Raw genomic sequence first — 17,757 nt, 5'->3', positions numbered from 1 at the left:
ACTTACAATACTTTATTCAAGAAATCTTGTGTCCGGCTGTTTTGCGGATGCTCAAAGATTTCCTCGGGTGTTCCCTCTTCTTGAATGATGCCGTCCGCCATGAAGATCACGCGGTCCGCCACTTCTTTGGCAAAGCCCATCTCATGAGTCACAACGACCATCGTCATACCCTTTTTGGCTAAATCTTGCATAACTGCCAATACTTCACCGACCATTTCCGGATCAAGTGCCGATGTTGGTTCATCAAAGAGCATTACATCAGGATTCATCGCTAACGCCCGGGCGATCGCTACCCGCTGCTGTTGGCCACCAGACAGACTAGCTGGATAGCTGTCCGCTTTTTCTTTTAAGCCCACTTGATCTAACAAAGCCAGCGCTTGTTCCTTCGCCTTTGCTGGATCTTCTTTTTTGATTTTTACGGGTGTAATGGTCAAATTGTCTACTACACTCATATGGGGAAACAGATTAAAGCTTTGGAATACCATGCCCATCTTCTGACGAATCTTGTCAATATTGCTGTCGGGAGCAGTAATATTTTGCCCCTCGAAGAAGATCTCTCCGGAGGTCGGTTCCTCCAACAGATTCAAACAACGAAGAATCGTACTTTTCCCACTACCTGAAGGACCAATGATTACCACTACTTCTCCTTCTTTTACCGTTAGATCAATCGATTTTAAGACCTCATTATCGCCAAAACTTTTTGACAGCTGTTTTACATTAATCATTCAGACCCATTCTCCTTTCAACGACACCTAATAGACGGGAAATACTAAAGGTCAACACAAAATAAATCAGTGAGACCAGCACATATGGCAAGAAGGGCTTGAAGCTGGCTCCTTGCACAACGCCTGTTTGGAAAATCAATTCCGATACTCCGATAACCGAAACAACAGAGGATTCCTTGATGATTGTCACAAACTCATTCCCCAGTGCCGGCAAAATATTCTTGATGGCCTGTGGAAAGACAATATATTGCATCGCTTCTTTTTGGTTCATACCTAACGAACGGGCTGCTTCCATCTGACCTTTATTGACAGCATTGATCCCCGCCCGGACGATCTCTGCCACATAAGCCGCACTATTCAGTGAAACAGCAATACAGCCGGCTAGTAGTTTCGATAAGTCTAAGCCTAAAACACCTGTACCAAAATAAACAATGAATATTTGAACCAATAGCGGTGTGCCGCGAACATACTCAATATAAATGACTGCGAGAGCTTTTAAGAGCTTGCTTTTGCTTAGCTTCATTAAAGCCAATAGACTACCGAAAATCAAGCCGAAGAGCACACCAACAAAGGCTAATAGAATCGTATATTTCGCACCGTTTAAGTAATACGGGCCGTATTTTTGCAGGAAGGATTGCTCATCCTGGAACATCAAATCATTGGCATCCTTTTGATACCCCTTCAGTAAATCTTTATCGTTGATTGTTTTGATTGATGCATTCACATGTTTCTTCAAATCGGGTGTATTTTTCGACATCGCGATAGCTGTGACCTTTTCACCCTGTTCGAATTTTACTGGTGCCAAGGCTACATTGTCACTTTGCTGCACATACGCTTCGGCTACTGGCTGCTCCAGCACAACTGCCTCGATCTTTTTGTTCAATAGATTGTTGATCAAATCGGGAACCTTTTGCAGTGAAGTCGGCTCCGCACCGGTCATTTCATTTTTGACCAAATCTTCTTGGGTTGTTTGCTTTTGTGCGCCGACGGCTAAGCCTTTAAAATCTTGCGTCGTCTTAAATTTATTCTTATCGTCTTTGCGAACCAAGACTTTCTGCTGCACGACAAAATACGGATCAGAGAAATCAACTTCTTTTAACCGTTCCTCCGTGATCGACATACCGGAAATAACTAAGTCGATCTTGCCGGTTTTCAAAGCTCCAAGCAACGCATCAAAGCCCAGCTCCTCGATTTTTAGCTTGACGCCCATATCCTTCGCGATCTTTTCTGCGATTGAGACATCAAAACCGACAATCTTGTCTTTTCCGTCCACATCCGCGTGAAATTCATAAGGTGCATAGTCCGCCGATAAGCCGACAACTAATTCTCCGCTTTGTTGAATCCGTTCGTAAATCTCATCCTTCTCTGCTCCCTGTGCTTTTGCCGGTAAAACGTTCAGCAACATCAGCAGCACTGTCAGCAATGCTCCAATTTTCTTTTTCATCCATCCCGCTCCTTTTGAATAATAATATAAGTATATGAATAATTTAGGAATAAATATTCAAAAATAACTTGCCCTCATACTACCATAACTATTATAATAAAAAAAGATTAATCTAAAAAAATGATGGAAGAAGTTTTCTAATGACAAAACAATTGATCGTGCGTGGTGCACCGCAAGAATACGAACTGAAAGAAAATGCTTGGAATTCCCTAGAATCTCATCTTAATAGAAGAAACCTGAAGAAGGTTCTGATTCTTCATGGTAAAAAATCTTGGGAGGCTGTGAAAGATTATTTCCCGGAGTTATCAATAACAAAAGCCTTTCATTATTACGGCGGACAATGTACCGATTCAGCTGCCGAAGATTTTGCGTCTTTATGCAAAAAAGAAAAATTTGACGGAATCATCGCAGTCGGCGGTGGAAAAGTTGCGGACTTAGGGAAATTTGTTGCTTACAAGACGGCTTTACCGATCATTATCTTGCCGACACTGGCTGCAACTTGTGCCGCTTACACACCTTTGAGTGTGGTCTATAACGAAGAGGGCGTGATGCTGCGTTATGACATTTTCCCTAAAGCCAGCGATCTGGTATTGATTGATCCAGAAATCATCCTGCACTCTCCACGAGAATTGATGATTGCTGGTATCGGTGATACCTTAGCGAAATGGTATGAATCTCGTGCAATCATTTCGCAATTGACGGTCAAACCAGTTGAAGTCCAAGTCGCTGAGTTCGCAGCGCAAAAGTGTCGCGAGATTCTTTTAGAGATGAGTACTGAGGCCTTGGAAGCGATGGATCAGAAGGCAATGAATCAGGCCTTCATTGATGTAGTTGAGGCGAATATTTTATTAGCCGGCATGGTCGGTGGTTTTGGTGATGAATACGGACGAACCGCTGGTGCCCATTCGATCCATGATGCCATGACCGTTTTACCAGACAGCCATCAGCAGCTTCACGGCAATAAGGTCGCATATGGTATTTTAGTTCAATTAATGATCGAAAATAACCTAGCTGAGATCGAAACACTATTGCCTTTTTACCATCAATTGAATTTGCCGACAAGCTTAGCTGCTATGAACATGCATTTGACAGAAGAAGACTATCAAGCTGTCGCCGAACGCACCTGCACTCCCGGCGAGATGATCCATTTAATGAAGGAAACCATTACACCAGAGCTGGTTATTCAGAAAATGAAGGAACTAGAAAAATTGACCGGCAAGTAAAAAAGACATTTTGAACGACCAGAAACGGACGTTCAAAATGTCTTTTTTTCATTGTTAAGATATCTGCCGAAATATCCTTTTTAAAAAATCTTCCCAGATCTAATGGCATAAATAGTTAAGGAAATCAGAATGAACAACGCCAACATTTCTAGTAGAAAGTCGGTGGTTTTTACTCCGTTTTTCGAAGCGTTCTTCTCTCGTTTCATTGCGCTATTAGGGCCCTCCTTGTTTTTACAATGCAAGGATAGCAAACCATTGGTATAGGCACGTAACAATTCTTAATGAATTTCATTAGAATATGATTAGCGGAATTTAATTATGCCCGATTTTTGTTTCGAATAATTCTCCTTTTGCGTTTCTGACAATTAGTGCCAATCCCAATATTTCAACGACTTGAATCAAAGGGACGCCTGCTCCGGTGTAAAAGGACATGAATATTTCTTTGCCCTTCGGTGCCCATGTCGCAAACTAAGAGACCCCAAAAAGATAAAGAAAATAAGTCAATAATAAGCCTAGAAAGATCAGCATATAATCCACTAACGCTGCTCGCCGCTTTTTCTTCTTGAAGAAGGCAGTCGTAAACAACACGATGGCTGCGAAACTAAACAGCAATAGAATGGGTGAAACAATTCGGTACAGCCAAATCAGACTGTTGAATATCCACGTTATCGGCTTCGTTCGCTTGGCCTCTGTCTTCCCGCTCTTACCTTCTGTCGCAACTGATTTGATATTCAATAAATCCAGAATATCTTTCGCTGGCTGATCCTCCATAAAGTATGAGCTGTCATATTTGGTCTCATAGCTTTTGTACATGGTTGTTTCCAACATGCCGGCACCTAGATAGTTAAACACCTTGCCTAGATCTTTGAATTTTTTTCCATTGCTTTGCTTCGAGATAAAGAGCATCTTTTTCCTTTTCAGTTGACCTGATTTAAAGCCCTTTTCCAGTTCTGCATTGATCTTTTTAAAGATTTTTTCGTTTTCTTCACCGTCTGTGTACAAACCTTCCCGTTGGAACATCTCTCTAATTCCCCAAACGAACATATCACCGGCCATCTCACCTTTTTTGATTTTCCACGCATTCGGCCAGATTGATTCATTGTAAATCCAATCAATTCCATCACGATATTTTCTCAACGTTGGCGAAACTTTTTGCGCTTTGGCAAAGGTCTTTTTGGAGACCCAAATACCGTTGTTTTCTGCGACCGCTTTAGAATCATACTCACTATTATCGATTTGGATCAGATTTTCCGTCAACTTAGCAAATGAGGTTTTGGTTCGATCATTTGTCGTGAAGATGCCGTAATGCTCATGATTCGTTTTAGCGATCAGGAATGCTTCGCCAAAAGTCACGAGCAGTGGTGCCACTAGCAATAATGTATTGGCAATCAATTTTTTTCTGTTCATGGTTTTGAGCAGACTCCAAAAACGCCAAGCGCCTTCTTTCAAGTTTGGTCCTAATTGCTCATTCTCCACAATTATTCCGTAAAATGTAAATAGAGTTGCTACTATGAAAAGCGGCATCAACCAGATCGAATCTTCCCGCAAAAACCAAAAGAAGGGAAAAACGATCATCAGCAAAATCGACCATGGCAGTCGTTTTCTAAAGGAAGCTTTTCTTCTTAAATAAAGACCAAGGATCCCCGCCAAAACTAAAAACCCCGCCGCACTCAACTTTTTATTCTTGATTAAAGGAGCCAAAGCCTTAATGATCGTAAAAGCCGCTCCGATATTAAATAGGCATAAAAATAATGGATAGGATAATTTTGAAAAATGGTTCACAAGTAAAAAGAAAGTAAAAGATAGCCCCTTCGTCAGAACTCCCGCGTTATATCCCCCAAGCCACTTTCCATCTAAAATATGTAACGCCTGATTAATAGAAAGCGCGTCATCATAGCCTGCCTGCATCGATATTCTGATGGGCATTTTCACTGCAATCAACAGTCGAAAGAGGATTATAAGGAGAAAAAGAGCAGTTAACACATTTGCTTTTGTAATTTTTTCGAGGCTGAATCGTCTTGCTATCTTCATAGACTAGAAAAAGGGATAAATGGCGGTCTCTTCCCCTCTACCTCTGTTAAAAATTTTTGCAGCCAGATGACATCCAGCCATTGGTCGAATTTACAGCCGATTTTCGGAAATTTAGCAACTTCTTGATAGCCAAGCCTTTCATGGAAATCGATGCTGCCTTGATTTCCACCTGTAATACATGCGGTTAGAATGGCGACGTTTTGTTTGACCAGTGTTTCTTCCAATGCTTGATATAAACGTTTCCCCGCTCCGTTTCCACGTTTCTCACGATCAACATAGACACTGACTTCGACTGCCCAATCATAGGCTGCCCGTTCTTTATAAGCATGGGCGTAAGCATATCCTAAGATCACACCGTTTTCTTCAGCCACATAATAGGGATAAGTCTGCAATATTTCTTCTATTCGCCGGACAAAATCTGCTGCACTGGGTACATCATAATCAAACGTGACCGTCGTTTCCTCTACGTAAGGTTTATAGATTGCTGCTAATGCCATTGCATCTGCAGGGGTTGCTACTCGAATCTCAATCATCTTTGACCTCCTTGCTTTTTTCAATTTTATCACTATGCCAAATAAAAAAACACCCTTTCAGAAAATGATTCACCCATATTTTTAATTGATAATCTGCTAATTGACTAAATGCAACCGTTAAACCAAAGTCAATCAAAATAACACTTTAAGGAAATAATCATACTTTCATCCCTCACCGTTCTAGCCATAATTTTGTGCAAAAAGCCAGAAACGACACTAAGTAAAAGCTATTTTTTGAATTCCATGAAAATAATATGGCAATTCTCTAAGCTTAATCCGAGTAGTTTCACCACCTCCTTATGGTTATTTTTTGTTAAGTATGCTTATATAGAAAGAGTGTTTCTTAGGAGGATATGAATAGTTATGGAACAGAATCAAATACCTGATAATCATACGAAAGAGATGAGCTTATTAGGTTTAAGTATGATCGTGATCGGCTCGATGCTGGGCGGTGGCGTCTTCAATTTACCTAGCAGTATCTCACAATCGGCTGGTGTGGTCGCATCTTTGCTTGCATGGTTGATCACCGGCGTCGGCATCTTCTTTATCGCGAAGGTTTTTCAAACTCTTTCAAAGGAAGAGCCTGAGGTCATCGGCGGCATTTATTATTATGCGAAGGATGGCTTTGGGGATTATGTCGGCTTCAACTCCGCTTGGGGCTATTGGCTAAGCAATATTATTGGAAATGTCTCTTTTGTCATTTTATTCTTGGATGCGTTGAGCAAGTTTGTCCCATCTATCGGAGGATCCGGTGGTCAAATCGGTTTATTTTTAGGAACCTTCATGATCTGGGGTGTCATTTTCTTAGTTGCTCGCGGGATTCGAACAGCCAGTATTTTAAATACAATCGCCACCAGCGCGAAGGTTATTCCAATCTTAATGGCAATTTTTCTTTTATTCATTCACTTTAAATACCACACCTTTTCATTAGATGTCTTCGCCAAAAATATGATGCTGAATGGGAAGCAGTTAGGCTCTGTTCCAACACAGATCCGTCATGCCATGCTGCAAACGATGTGGGTTTTCGTTGGGATCGAAGGCGCAGTTGTCTTATCAGGACGGGCAAAACGTGCTCGTGATGTTGGGCGAGCAACATTGATCGGTTACGCGACCACACTGGCGATCTATGTTCTGATCGTAATGCTTAGCTTCGGATCGCTGCCACAGGATCAGCTTGCCAACTTACCTAGTCCCTCTTTAAGCGGTGTCCTTCGTGCTTCTTCCGGTGCGTGGGCGGCAAGTATGATAGATATTGGCGTAATCATTTCCGTTTTAGGCGCATGGATTTCTTGGACGATTCTCGCTGCTGAAATCTCCTTTGATGCGGCACAAGACAAAATGTTCCCAGCATTCTTAGGAAAAGCCAATAAACAAAATGCACCGGTGAACGCCCTTGTCTTGAATGGAGTCATCATGCAGATTGTTTTCTTGATTTCTCGTTGGGCGATGGATGCCTTCCAAGCGGTCACTGATACGGCAACAACGATGGTCCTTGTCCCCTACGTTCTATCTGCCGCTTTCCTGTGGCAGGTCGCCAAAGGGAAAAATCACAAAGGACAACAGTTTTTAGCCTTCGGTGGAATTCTTTATGGGATTTACATGCTGTATTCATCAGGGGCTCTGAATCTGCTTTACTGCATTGGAATCTATGCGCTGGGCTTTGTTTTTTGGTTGTGGAACAGCCACACCTACCATCGGCCAATTTTTGCCACCAAACGTGACAAACTTCTTTTTTCGATCGTTACGTCCCTTGGTTTGATCAGCCTGATCGTTTTCCTTATTCAATTAAGCTAAAAGAACCCGGTGATTTCGGATCACCGGGTTTTCTATCTATATAAATTGTAAAAGCATCGTAACTAAAAGCCCCACCGCATAACAACTGTTAAAGACAATCAAATTTTCAACCGCCATCGGGAATGTTTTATGTTTGATCTGCTCTTTAGTAAACGTCTTCGTTTGTGGAACAACCTTAATAAGACTAATAAAGACCAGCAGAATCGGCCATTGATAAATACCCGCTAACAATCCAATGAGAATCACTCCATAGCAGCTGTACATCAATCCATTAAATAACCTAATACTCCACTCGCGTCCAATATAAAAAGGCAATGTATAACGATGATTTTCCACATCCTGCTCCAAATCGCTAATATTATTCGCTAACATGATATTTGCGATTGTCAGCATCAAGGGCAGTGCTGCCCAGATCACTGCTAACACAGCCATCGTATTTCCTGTAATAGCAAAGTGATCAAAACCTAGTTCCATATAAAAAAGCCGTTGATCATAGGTGTTTAAATAAATTGTGATGGCGAAAATACCCAGCCCCTCTGTCACTCCGCTAAAGATTTCTCCTAAAGGCATCCTAGAAAGTGGAATCGGTCCGTACGTATAAAACACTCCAACAAAAAAGCAGGCTGCTCCCATCGGCAGCAACATCCACCCGGTCAGTACCACTAAAATCAATCCAACAATCGCCGCAAAGCTTACTAATCCGACAATCAATCGTTGAATTTGTTTTTCTGATAGGTTTTCTCGCCCAATCAAATTCTCTTCATATTTATATTTTTCAGAATGAGCTTTCTTAAAATCCATATAATTATTGATTGCAGTGATCGCTAAATCGAAGGAAAACATCCCGAAAAAGAAAAAGAGCGTCTTGCCTGGATGGAATGCGTGAAAGTACGTATTGGTAAACAAAACGGCGATCACAAAAGGAAAGATCCCCGCAAATTTTGTTCGAATTTGCACAAGCTCATAGAAATGCTCTTTGGTCATTTTATTCTGCGTCGCTTTTAGTCTCTTTGTATTGTCCATAGTAACCCCTAGTTCATCGTTTTATGCTGTTTGTTTACAGATTGATTACCGCCATATATTCAAATACATGGCGGTAATCCTATCTGCGCTATCGAATATACTGCCAAAGCAATGTGATCAAAAGCCCGAGTGCATAGCTGCTGTTGAAGGCAACTAGATTTTTGATCGACATCGCAAAGGTCTTGCTTTTGATTTGTTCTTTGGTGAAAGCTTTGGTTTGCGGATAGACTTTTATTAAGCTCAAGAATGTCAATAGGATCGGCCATTGATAAATCCCGGCAATCAATCCGATCATGATTGCCCCATAAGAGCTGTACATTAAGATATTGAACAGAATTACCGCGTTCTTTTTGCCTAAATAAAACGGCAATGTGTAGCGATGATTTTCAATATCCTGCTCTAAATCAGAAAGATTATTGGCCAGCATAATATTGGCGATCGTCGCTATTAACGGTAGTGACGCCCATACCATAGCTAGTGCAGCTGTGGTGCTGCCTGTGATTGCAAAATGCTTCAAGTCTAACTCCATAAAAAAGAGCTTCTTATCATAGGTGTTCAGATAGATTGTGATAGCAAAAATCCCTAGCCCCATCGTCACTCCACTAAACACTTCGCCTAATGGCATACGGGATAATGGAATCGGACCAAATGTGTAGAAAACACCAATAAAACAGCAGGCACAGCCCATCACCAACAACAGCCAGCCTGTTTGGATCGCTAAAGTGATTCCCACGACCGCCGCAAAACCGATCAAACCAAAAATGATCATCACCACGGTACGTTCAGACAGTTGCTCTTTACCTATCACGTTTTCTTGGTACTTATACTCTTCCGAATGAGCCTTACGGAAATCCATATAATTATTAATCGCAGTCGTTGCCATATCAAAGGCAAGCATGCCAAAGAAGAAAAAGAGTGTCTTGCCCCAATGAAAGGAATGAAAATACGTATTGGTAAACAATACAGCAATCAAAAAGGGGAACAAACTCGCTAACTTCGTACGGATTTCAACTAAGTCAAAAAAACTTTCTCTTGTCATTTATTTCAAATCCTTATCGTTGCCCATCTTGTAGCCAGCTTCTTTATTTAACTCAAAAACATCCTTCAAACCAGAAGTGACATAGACTTTATCATCCCGTGTTACAAAGATCGCTTCCGTATCCTTCAAGCCGTCAACGTATTTCATGCCCTCTTTGACTCCCATTGAAAAGACTGCAGTCGACAATCCATCGCCATCAATCGATTTCTTCGATACGACCGTTACACCAGCGATGTCATTATCAAAAGGATAACCTGTTTTTGGATTAAACAAATGATGATAGGTTTTTCCATCGGCTTCTAAGTAACGTTCATAGATTCCTGAGGTTACCAGCGACATATTACTTTCGGGAACACTTCCCAAGACAACGTTGCGCGCTTGATTAGGGTCTTGAATTCCGACAGTCCAGTCCTCTTTTTGATTTCCGCGAGGACTGTGCCCCATGACGTAGACATTTCCGCCAAGGTCGATGATCGCTGTCGTTACGTCATTTTCCTTCAGAACCTTTACAACTTCATCGGTGATGTAGCCTTTGGCGATTGCACCCAAGTCCAGCTTCATCCCTTTTTCTTTTAGGTACACTGTCTTATCTGTATCGTTAAACTCAACATCATGATAGTTCACTAACTTCAAAGCCTGGTCAATTTCACTTTGCTCCGGCTTACGGGCATCAGGGAATCCGATTCGCCACAACGACGTGATCGGGCCAATCGCCATATCGAAACCACCTTTGGATTCCTGACTGTATTTGTAGGCTTCCTTCAATAAATAGTACATATCGTCGGTCACTTTGACTGGCTTTACGCCAGCCTCTTTATTAACTGCATCGATTTCTGATCCTTCTTCGTTAACAGTAATCTTATCAGCTAACTCTTTTACCCGCTTGAAGGCTGGCTTCAGCGCAGCTTTTTTGCCATCATCGTAAATACGCATCTGGACATATGTACCCATCAAAAATTGCTTATCTTCATAGGGCTTTTCATTTATCTTTGGCTTATTACTGCCACAAGCAGTCAGCAGGACCAAAAATAAACCTAAAGCCACGATTAGTGTTCTTTTCTTCACTTCAAACATCCTTTATCTATTCAAAATTTTATCACCTTATAATAGCGTTTTTGCGCTTATTTTCAAAGCATTTTGGGAAACTTTTCATAGTTCCATTATATCGATCGCAGTTAGTTCAGGAATGAAAAAGGAAAAAGGGTTTGCGACTGATCTGTCACAAACCCTTGAAAAGTTCCCTCAAGATTCAGGGATTATTTTTTAGTTACAATGTTGTCTACTTGGATCGCTGTTGTATTGCCTTTTTGAGCAGCGTTCACTAATTGAGCAGCGTATGTTTGGAAAGCGTGTGAAGAGTGAGTCGCACCTGTTACCACTTCAACGTCTGCAGGAGCACCTTTTTCAACTAAACCTTTGTTTAATTGTTCAATGTATTCTTTTGGCCCAACACCGCTTTTCGCTTTCATGTTCTTTTCGTAATCGGCGTCATCTTTTTTAGATTTGCCATCTTTGTCTACCATATCAAAGTTAGATTCTGTTATTTTTCCGCCAGCGACAGTTATGCTGAAGACTGTACGGTAACCATTTGAGTAGTTCTTTTCTTCTAACTTGTAAGTACCGTCTTTCAAGTCAGCGCCATTGTCGATTTCAATTGTTTTCGTATCACCAGCTTGAGCTGCTTGAACCAATTGTTGAGAGTAGTTTTTGAAGTTTTCACTAGAATGTGTAGCACCTGTTACTACTTCAACGGCATCTGGATTTTGTGTTTGTTCTAAAGATTTGTTCAATGCTGGAATGTATTCTTTAGGACCAGTTTTTGTTTTTTCTTTCATGCTCTTTTCGTAGTCGGCATCTTCTTGTTTAGATTTGCCGTCTTCATTTAAATAGTCATAATTTGATTTCGTGATTTTTCCGTCTTTTACTGTCATATCGAAAACAACACGATACCCATTTTCGTAATTCTTTTCTTCAAGTTTATATGTGCCATCTTTCAGATCACCGCCAGCTTCTTTTTCTGCTGGTTTAGCTGCTTCAGAAGAGCTTGTTGAAGAGCTTGCTGCTGTATCCTTATCATTGTTTCCGCCACAAGCTGCTAACGCTACTGTTGAGAACGCTAACACTGCGAATCCTGATACTATTTTCTTCATTTTCATGAATAAACTCCACCTTTTATTATTTTTTGTGATTCCTTAAACAAGAATCATTCTAAACCACTAATTGGTATTTGTACATCGTTTTCCATATATAACCTACGTTTTTTAATTAAATTATTATTTTAGCTAATTTATTAGCTGATTGTAATTATCATAGACAAAGAAATAAAGTATATGTATAATGTATTCGATTGTTCAGTCATTATCAATTCATTACTATTGTGCAGTCATTATCATTTAGAAGGAGCGGATTATCAATGGCAAAACAGAAAATTGTTGTTGTGGGTGCAGGGTATGCCGGAGTTTCAGCAACGAAGTTCATGGCCAAAAAGTTAAAAAAAGATGACGTAGAAATCACGTTGATTGATCGTCATTCTTACCATACAATGATGACCGAATTACACGAAGTAGCAGGCGGACGGGTTGAACCAGATGCGGTTCAATATGATTTACAGCGTTTATTTGCTCGTCAAAAAAATGTTTCACTAGTCACGGATACGGTTATCGGCATCGATAAAGAGAAAAAAATCGTCAAAACAAAACTAGGCAAGTACCCATTTGATCAGTTGATCATCGGTATGGGTGGTGAACCAAATGATTTCGGAACGCCAGGTGTCAAAGAGCACGGCTTTACTCTATGGTCGATGGAAGATGCGATCAAGATTAGAAAACATATCGAGGACACCGTCGCAAAAGCCGCACTTGAACCAGATGAAGCTACTCGTCGTGTAATGCTGACCTTTGTGGTCTGCGGTTCAGGGTTTACTGGGATCGAAATGATCGGTGAATTGATGGAATGGAAAAATGTTCTTGCTAAAGAACACAAACTACGTCCCGAAGAATTTACTTTGATGGTCGTGGAAGCCCTTCCTACTATCTTGAACATGCTTGATCGCAAAGATGCGGAAAAAGCAGAACGCTTCATGATGAAAAAAGGCATTCAACTGAAAAAAGGTGCCCCAATCACTGAAGTAACAGCGGATCATATCGTCTTAAAAGATGGATCACAAATCCCAACCAACACTCTCATCTGGACTGCTGGTGTCAAAGGGACCTCAGATGCGGCTGATTTCGGTTTAGAAACTGCCCGCGGTCAACGGTTGTATGCAAATGAATACATGCAAGCAAAGGGTTACGAAGACAAAGATATCTACATTATTGGCGACTTGGTTCATTACGAAGAAAACGGCGACGGCAAACCAACGCCGCAGATCGTTCAAGCCGCTGAACAAACTGGTCATACCGCAGCAGCTAATATCGTTGCTAAGATTAAAAACACACAAAAACATGAGTTCAAGAGTAATTATCAAGGATTCATGGTTTCAATCGGCTCTAAATGGGGCGTTGCCAACCTGATGGACAAGATCCACCTATCCGGCTTCCTAGCGATCGTAGTTAAACATTTGGTCAACCTGTTGTACTTCTTTACGATTCGTTCTGGCTATTACATGTTCCAGTACATGATGCATGAATTCTTCCACATCAAGAACGACCGCAATGTGACGCGCGGACATTCTTCCCGTTACGGAAACGTACTATGGAGTGTGCCATTACGCGTCTTCTACGGTTCAATGTGGCTGATCGAAGCATCGAAAAAAGTCGTCGGCGACGGCAGCTATTTGAACCCAAGCTCTTGGTTTGGCAGCGGTTCATGGTTTACAGATAAAGTCGTCTTCCCTTTCCCTTGGCTGCAAGAACAAGTAACTACGGGAGCCTCTGCAGCTGGGTCACATGCGGCTGAAGCAACGACTGCTGCTACTGGTGCTGCTGGCGGAGCGGCTGACGCTGTTGCATCAACCGCAACTCAAGCGACTCATTTTGGTTTTAGCTATGCCTTTGGTGAAAATCCAATGCCGGTCTTTGAAAAAATGCCTCATTGGTTCGCTAAAATCATGGAATTCATGATGCCAAATAAAGATGTCGCGTTGTTCATGCAAAAATTCATGACCTTCGTTGAAATTGGTATTGCTTTAGCATTGATCTTCGGGCTGTTCACTTGGTTAGCCAGCGCAGCGACAATCGGCTTAACCGTTGTCTTCTGTCTATCAGGTATGTTCTACTGGGTCAATATCTGGTTCATCTTTGTTGGCTTTGCTTTAATGAACGGTTCTGGTCGAGCATTGGGACTTGATCGTTGGGTAATCCCATGGATTCAACGCACGGTCGGCAAATGGTGGTACGGTACACCAAGATCGATCTACGGAAAAAATGGTTCGAATTAATTTGACCAATATTGATGGAAAGTTCTAAAGGGCTTGTTTCCCTCTTTAGAGCTTTCTTTATGTTATGATAGGAAAAAGATTGATACATTCGGACGACTATCAACAAAAATTGCAGGAGGTAGATGCTTTTGAAACTGAAGGATTTTGCCAAAAACAGTTTATTGCGGCCCTGGGATGGAATTATCGTTGTGATTCTCCTCTTACTATCGTTTGCTCCTGTGGTGGTTTTCAGCCTCACTCGCTCAAATAGCCCTACCCAAGAAGCGGTTCTTTCAGTAGATGGGCAGGAAATCAAATCATTTGATCTTTCGGACCAATCTCAGAGCTATACTTATCGCTATGAAGATAAAGATGGCGACTATAACTTGATTGAAGTTAAAGGGGATCGGATTCGGATTAAAGAAGCAGATTGCGGAGATCAAATTTGTGTCCGCCGTGGATGGATTGATCAATCTGGCGAGACAATCGTTTGTCTACCCCATAAACTAGTCATCGAAATCAAATCCTCAGACGGAGGGGAACCCGGCAGCGTCATTTATTAGCTGCTTCTATTATGAAGAAAACACAAAAACTCATATACATAGCACTATTGGTGGCCCAAGGAGTCATCTTAGGGCTGATTGAAAACACGATCCCTTCGCCCTTCGCCTTTGCGCCTGGAGCGAAGCTTGGACTTGCCAACTTAATAACAATCGTTGCGATCTTCACAATGCCGAAAAAGGAAAGCTTCACACTGATTTGGATGCGTCTGCTTTTGACCACTCTTCTAGGCGGGACCGTTTCGACTTTTCTCTATAGTATGAGCGGCTCGATGCTGAGCTATTTCGGCATGCTTTTAGTCAAAAGCCTTGGTCCTAAGCGTGTCAGCATCATCGGAATTAGCGCAACAGGCGGTTTTCTCCATAATGTCGGTCAACTACTGGTCGCAAGCTGGATCGCTCAGTCTTGGACCGTGATGCTCTATTTACCAGTCATGTCCATTTTAGGTATTCTTGCCGGGATTGTCATTGGTATTGCCGGTAATTATCTACTGGGACATGTACGGACGCTGCAGAAATTCCAATTAGATTATGAATCGCAAAGAAAATCTAAAAAAAGATCAGAAGGATATCCAAAATGAAACTTCACCCTATGTGGCAAGATTATCCTGATCTTGCAAAACAGTTAACTACGACCCTCCAATTGATGGAGGATGTTGTCAAATTAAAAAATAAAAAAGTCGAAGCTGCCGTATTAGATATGATTCACGCAGGCGGAAAGCTCTTACGCCCTGCTTATCAGCTGTTGTTTGCTCAATTTGGACCAGAACAGGATGAAAAAAAAGCAACCTCGTTAGCCGCTTCCATCGAGATGCTTCATACCGCAACCCTGATTCATGATGATATTGTTGACGAGTCAGAATTACGCCGCGGCTTACCCACGATTCGCTCCACCTTTGGTAATGACACCGCCGTTTACGCAGGAGATTACTTATTTATCTGTTGTTTCAAGTTATTATCAGATTACTCGACATCGTTAAGAAGCCTCCAGCTGAATTCACGCAGTATGGAAAAAATTCTTGATGGCGAACTTGGGCAGATGGATGACCGCTACAAACTAGAGCAAACTGTTGATGAATACTTAGAGAATATTTCTGGTAAAACAGCGGAACTCTTCGCTTTGAGCTGCTCAGTCGGCGCCTTTGAAAGCGGCAATAGTGAACGCTTCGCCAAAAAAGCTGGCACGATTGGTCATAATATTGGGATTGCCTTCCAAATCATGGATGATCTGTTGGATTACCAAGCCGATGCAGACACATTAGGCAAACCGGTCCTAGAAGATGTTCGTCAAGGAGTCTACTCCCTGCCATTGATCTATGCGCTTAATCAAGATAACAGTCAATTACGCCCCTACTTGGAAAAGCAAAAACAAATGACTGAGGAAGACACACTGAAGGTTCAGCAGTTGGTCCACCAATTAGGCGGCGTTGCCTACGCGCAGCAGCTTGCGACAGACTATACGGAACAAGCATTAAAAGACATTCGTAAACTGCCAGACAACTATTTCAATACAAAAGAAAAACTCGAATGCTTAACCAGCCAGATATTAATGCGAAAAAATTAAAGATTTATTCATAAGAAATACCAGCCAAGATGATCATTCAGATCACTTTGACTGGTATTTTTGGGCTCTTCGTCAAATCGTGTTGGTGGAGACAAATCTGAATAAAATTTAGTCCCGTATGCGGCGCGTTTTGTGCGCCGCATACTTTTTTAGTTTTCAAAGATCAACCTTTGTTGTAAGTAAATCAGTGCGCGAAAGTTATAGAAATTACGGTAACCAAAGGCGATTCGTTTGATCAGCTTAATTTTATTGTTCAATCCCTCTGTGACGCCATTGGAAAGCTTTACCTTGAAGGCATTCGCAATCCCTGCCTGATAGCGTTGAAAGACTTTGAACTTCTTTTTAAATGCTTGGGGAAGACTAGGGTCCATCGTTTTTAACGTATGACGAAAGCCTGTGTTATCCCGCTTCGTAAAGTAATAGCGTAAAAGTTGGACAAATTTATAAGCCTTTCGTAATTCTTCGTTGTAGCTTAGGAGTTCATCGATGATCTCTGTCTGGCTGATCTCTTTTTTGAAAAGCCGATGGTAATGCCGTTTGAGCGGTTCCAGTTTGTCTGAATCCTTAAGCAATAGTTTCCAGTATCGTTTGAGCCGGCGGTATTTCTTCTGATCTTCGGAGCTGGATGTGCGAAAACGATTCATGATCTGAACACGTAATTGGTTAAAGCTGCGATTGATATGTTGGACGATATGAAAGCGATCTGTCACTATTTCGGCATTGGGAAATACTTTTTTTAGGAGCTGATTATAGCTAGCGTTCATATCCATCACAAGGTACTTGACGTTCAATCTCGCCTTCCTTGGAAACCGCATGAAATATTGTGTGAGTTTGAATAATCGGCGATCTTCAAGGATCGTGAACAACTTATTGGTCGTTCCATCGACACAAATAAAACTCATAGATCCAGCGACGGATTTCATGGATTTAAACTCGTCCATGCATAAAACAGAGGGCAGATATTTTTTATTCGGTTGATAATCTTTAGTTGCTTCACGTAGGATACGCGTGATTGTTCCATCAGAAACAAAGTACTTCTTTGCGATCAATTTTCGTGATTGGTTCTCAAATAATTCCATGAGGATCGCCTGTTTCAGTTCTTTTGTCAGATGATGATGGTCATCGACTAAGTCTGTTTGAGCTGAAAAGGTTGTTCCACAAGTGTGACAAAAGAAGCGGCTACGCTTCAGTTCTAAAATAGTCAGCTTTTCTTTGACTTTTAACATCTGAGAATGGGTCGTATACGAGCCATTGTGAATAATCTCTGCAGAACCGCAGTTTTCACATAGGCTAGGTGAAGTCACTAGTTTTCCTTTGATCACTTGGGCTTGAACGCCCTTATAGCTTCTTTCTTCTAGCCAATCATCATCGAAATGTAAGTGTATGTCTGTTAATCCAAGTAGTTTTCTAGTATGATAATCCATTGAGGGGCTCCTTTTGATTGAGTTGGTTTTAGGCGACTAA

At 41.5% G+C, this 17,757-nt stretch carries 15 protein-coding genes; 6 read left to right on the top strand and 9 right to left on the bottom strand.

Features of this window, described 5'->3' with window-relative positions:
• Positions 1-2: 2 nt before the first annotated feature.
• Together AC4J95_RS07600 and AC4J95_RS07595 are read right to left on the bottom strand one after the other, a co-directional pair.
• A complete protein-coding gene (locus AC4J95_RS07600; RefSeq protein WP_316403286.1) occupies positions 3-725 on the bottom strand; it encodes an amino acid ABC transporter ATP-binding protein in 723 nt (240 codons plus the stop codon).
• Entirely contained in the window at positions 718-2,169 is a 1,452-nt protein-coding gene (locus tag AC4J95_RS07595) for an ABC transporter substrate-binding protein/permease (RefSeq protein ID WP_494549336.1), read from the bottom strand. The genes AC4J95_RS07600 and AC4J95_RS07595 overlap by 8 nt, the downstream gene beginning before the upstream one ends.
• 140 nt (positions 2,170-2,309) lie before the next feature.
• Between AC4J95_RS07595 and AC4J95_RS07590 the strand changes: the two genes are divergently transcribed.
• A complete protein-coding gene (locus AC4J95_RS07590) occupies positions 2,310-3,392 on the top strand; it encodes an iron-containing alcohol dehydrogenase family protein (protein WP_494549335.1) in 1,083 nt (360 codons plus the stop codon).
• Positions 3,393-3,860: 468 nt separating this feature from the next.
• Here AC4J95_RS07590 and AC4J95_RS07585 read toward each other — a convergent pair whose 3' ends face one another.
• A complete protein-coding gene (locus AC4J95_RS07585; RefSeq protein ID WP_494549334.1) occupies positions 3,861-5,318 on the bottom strand; it encodes a hypothetical protein in 1,458 nt (485 codons plus the stop codon).
• A 101-nt stretch (positions 5,319-5,419) separates the two neighbouring features.
• Entirely contained in the window at positions 5,420-5,956 is a 537-nt protein-coding gene (locus AC4J95_RS07580; RefSeq protein WP_494549333.1) for a GNAT family N-acetyltransferase, read from the bottom strand.
• Positions 5,957-6,319: 363 nt separating this feature from the next.
• Between AC4J95_RS07580 and AC4J95_RS07575 the strand changes: the two genes are divergently transcribed.
• Positions 6,320-7,750, top strand: coding sequence for a basic amino acid/polyamine antiporter (locus tag AC4J95_RS07575; protein ID WP_494549332.1), 1,431 nt, complete (start codon positions 6,320-6,322; stop codon positions 7,748-7,750).
• A 36-nt stretch (positions 7,751-7,786) separates the two neighbouring features.
• On the opposite strand, the gene menA (AC4J95_RS07570) is transcribed toward AC4J95_RS07575, so the two are convergent.
• The 4 genes from menA (AC4J95_RS07570) to pplA all read right to left on the bottom strand — a co-directional run bounded on the left by menA (AC4J95_RS07570) (position 7,787) and on the right by pplA (position 11,968).
• Positions 7,787-8,773: a 1,4-dihydroxy-2-naphthoate polyprenyltransferase gene (gene menA / locus AC4J95_RS07570; protein ID WP_494549331.1), complete on the bottom strand. Its 987-nt coding sequence runs from the start codon at positions 8,771-8,773 to the stop codon at positions 7,787-7,789.
• An 88-nt stretch (positions 8,774-8,861) separates the two neighbouring features.
• Positions 8,862-9,812 (bottom strand): 1,4-dihydroxy-2-naphthoate polyprenyltransferase, encoded by a 951-nt coding sequence (gene menA, locus AC4J95_RS07565; protein WP_494549330.1) that lies wholly within the window; start codon positions 9,810-9,812, stop codon positions 8,862-8,864.
• Entirely contained in the window at positions 9,813-10,886 is a 1,074-nt protein-coding gene (locus AC4J95_RS07560; protein ID WP_494549329.1) for an FAD:protein FMN transferase, read from the bottom strand.
• A gap of 182 nt (positions 10,887-11,068) precedes the next feature.
• Entirely contained in the window at positions 11,069-11,968 is a 900-nt protein-coding gene (gene pplA / locus AC4J95_RS07555) for an extracellular electron transfer flavoprotein PplA (RefSeq protein WP_494549328.1), read from the bottom strand.
• A gap of 257 nt (positions 11,969-12,225) precedes the next feature.
• Between pplA and AC4J95_RS07550 the strand changes: the two genes are divergently transcribed.
• The 4 genes from AC4J95_RS07550 (at position 12,226) to AC4J95_RS07535 (ending at position 16,293) form a co-directional block, all read left to right on the top strand.
• A complete protein-coding gene (locus AC4J95_RS07550; RefSeq protein WP_494549327.1) occupies positions 12,226-14,190 on the top strand; it encodes an FAD-dependent oxidoreductase in 1,965 nt (654 codons plus the stop codon).
• Between the two features lie 128 nt (positions 14,191-14,318).
• On the top strand, positions 14,319-14,732 hold the full coding sequence (locus tag AC4J95_RS07545) for a NusG domain II-containing protein (RefSeq protein ID WP_316403274.1): 414 nt from the start codon (positions 14,319-14,321) through the stop codon (positions 14,730-14,732).
• An 11-nt stretch (positions 14,733-14,743) separates the two neighbouring features.
• The gene (locus AC4J95_RS07540; RefSeq protein ID WP_316403273.1) at positions 14,744-15,310 is read left to right on the top strand and encodes a Gx transporter family protein; all 567 of its coding nucleotides are present in this window, start codon (positions 14,744-14,746) and stop codon (positions 15,308-15,310) included.
• Positions 15,307-16,293 carry a polyprenyl synthetase family protein gene (locus tag AC4J95_RS07535; RefSeq protein ID WP_494549326.1) on the top strand — a complete coding sequence of 329 codons (987 nt, stop codon included), beginning with the start codon at positions 15,307-15,309 and terminating at the stop codon, positions 16,291-16,293. Before AC4J95_RS07540 ends, AC4J95_RS07535 begins: the two co-directional genes overlap by 4 nt.
• A 149-nt stretch (positions 16,294-16,442) precedes the next feature.
• On the opposite strand, the gene AC4J95_RS07530 is transcribed toward AC4J95_RS07535, so the two are convergent.
• Positions 16,443-17,717: an ISL3 family transposase gene (locus AC4J95_RS07530; RefSeq protein WP_494549325.1), complete on the bottom strand. Its 1,275-nt coding sequence runs from the start codon at positions 17,715-17,717 to the stop codon at positions 16,443-16,445.
• Between the last annotated feature and the right edge of the window lie 40 nt (positions 17,718-17,757).

This window comes from Enterococcus sp. GPZ-007, assembly GCF_059374735.1.
This window is presented reverse-complemented; position numbering and strand designations above follow the sequence as displayed.

What these genes read in the sequence shown, in the direction of transcription:
- AC4J95_RS07600 (WP_316403286.1), bottom strand. Translation starts at nt 725, where the DNA reads ATGATTAATGTAAAACAGCTGTCAAAAAGTTTTGGCGATAATGAGGTC.
- AC4J95_RS07595 (WP_494549336.1), bottom strand. Translation starts at nt 2,169, where the DNA reads ATGAAAAAGAAAATTGGAGCATTGCTGACAGTGCTGCTGATGTTGCTG.
- AC4J95_RS07590 (WP_494549335.1), top strand. Translation starts at nt 2,310, where the DNA reads ATGACAAAACAATTGATCGTGCGTGGTGCACCGCAAGAATACGAACTG.
- AC4J95_RS07585 (WP_494549334.1), bottom strand. Translation starts at nt 5,318, where the DNA reads ATGCCCATCAGAATATCGATGCAGGCAGGCTATGATGACGCGCTTTCT.
- AC4J95_RS07580 (WP_494549333.1), bottom strand. Translation starts at nt 5,956, where the DNA reads ATGATTGAGATTCGAGTAGCAACCCCTGCAGATGCAATGGCATTAGCA.
- AC4J95_RS07575 (WP_494549332.1), top strand. Translation starts at nt 6,320, where the DNA reads ATGGAACAGAATCAAATACCTGATAATCATACGAAAGAGATGAGCTTA.
- menA (WP_494549331.1), bottom strand. Translation starts at nt 8,773, where the DNA reads ATGGACAATACAAAGAGACTAAAAGCGACGCAGAATAAAATGACCAAA.
- menA (WP_494549330.1), bottom strand. Translation starts at nt 9,812, where the DNA reads ATGACAAGAGAAAGTTTTTTTGACTTAGTTGAAATCCGTACGAAGTTA.
- AC4J95_RS07560 (WP_494549329.1), bottom strand. Translation starts at nt 10,886, where the DNA reads ATGTTTGAAGTGAAGAAAAGAACACTAATCGTGGCTTTAGGTTTATTT.
- pplA (WP_494549328.1), bottom strand. Translation starts at nt 11,968, where the DNA reads ATGAAAATGAAGAAAATAGTATCAGGATTCGCAGTGTTAGCGTTCTCA.
- AC4J95_RS07550 (WP_494549327.1), top strand. Translation starts at nt 12,226, where the DNA reads ATGGCAAAACAGAAAATTGTTGTTGTGGGTGCAGGGTATGCCGGAGTT.
- AC4J95_RS07540 (WP_316403273.1), top strand. Translation starts at nt 14,744, where the DNA reads ATGAAGAAAACACAAAAACTCATATACATAGCACTATTGGTGGCCCAA.
- AC4J95_RS07535 (WP_494549326.1), top strand. Translation starts at nt 15,307, where the DNA reads ATGAAACTTCACCCTATGTGGCAAGATTATCCTGATCTTGCAAAACAG.
- AC4J95_RS07530 (WP_494549325.1), bottom strand. Translation starts at nt 17,717, where the DNA reads ATGGATTATCATACTAGAAAACTACTTGGATTAACAGACATACACTTA.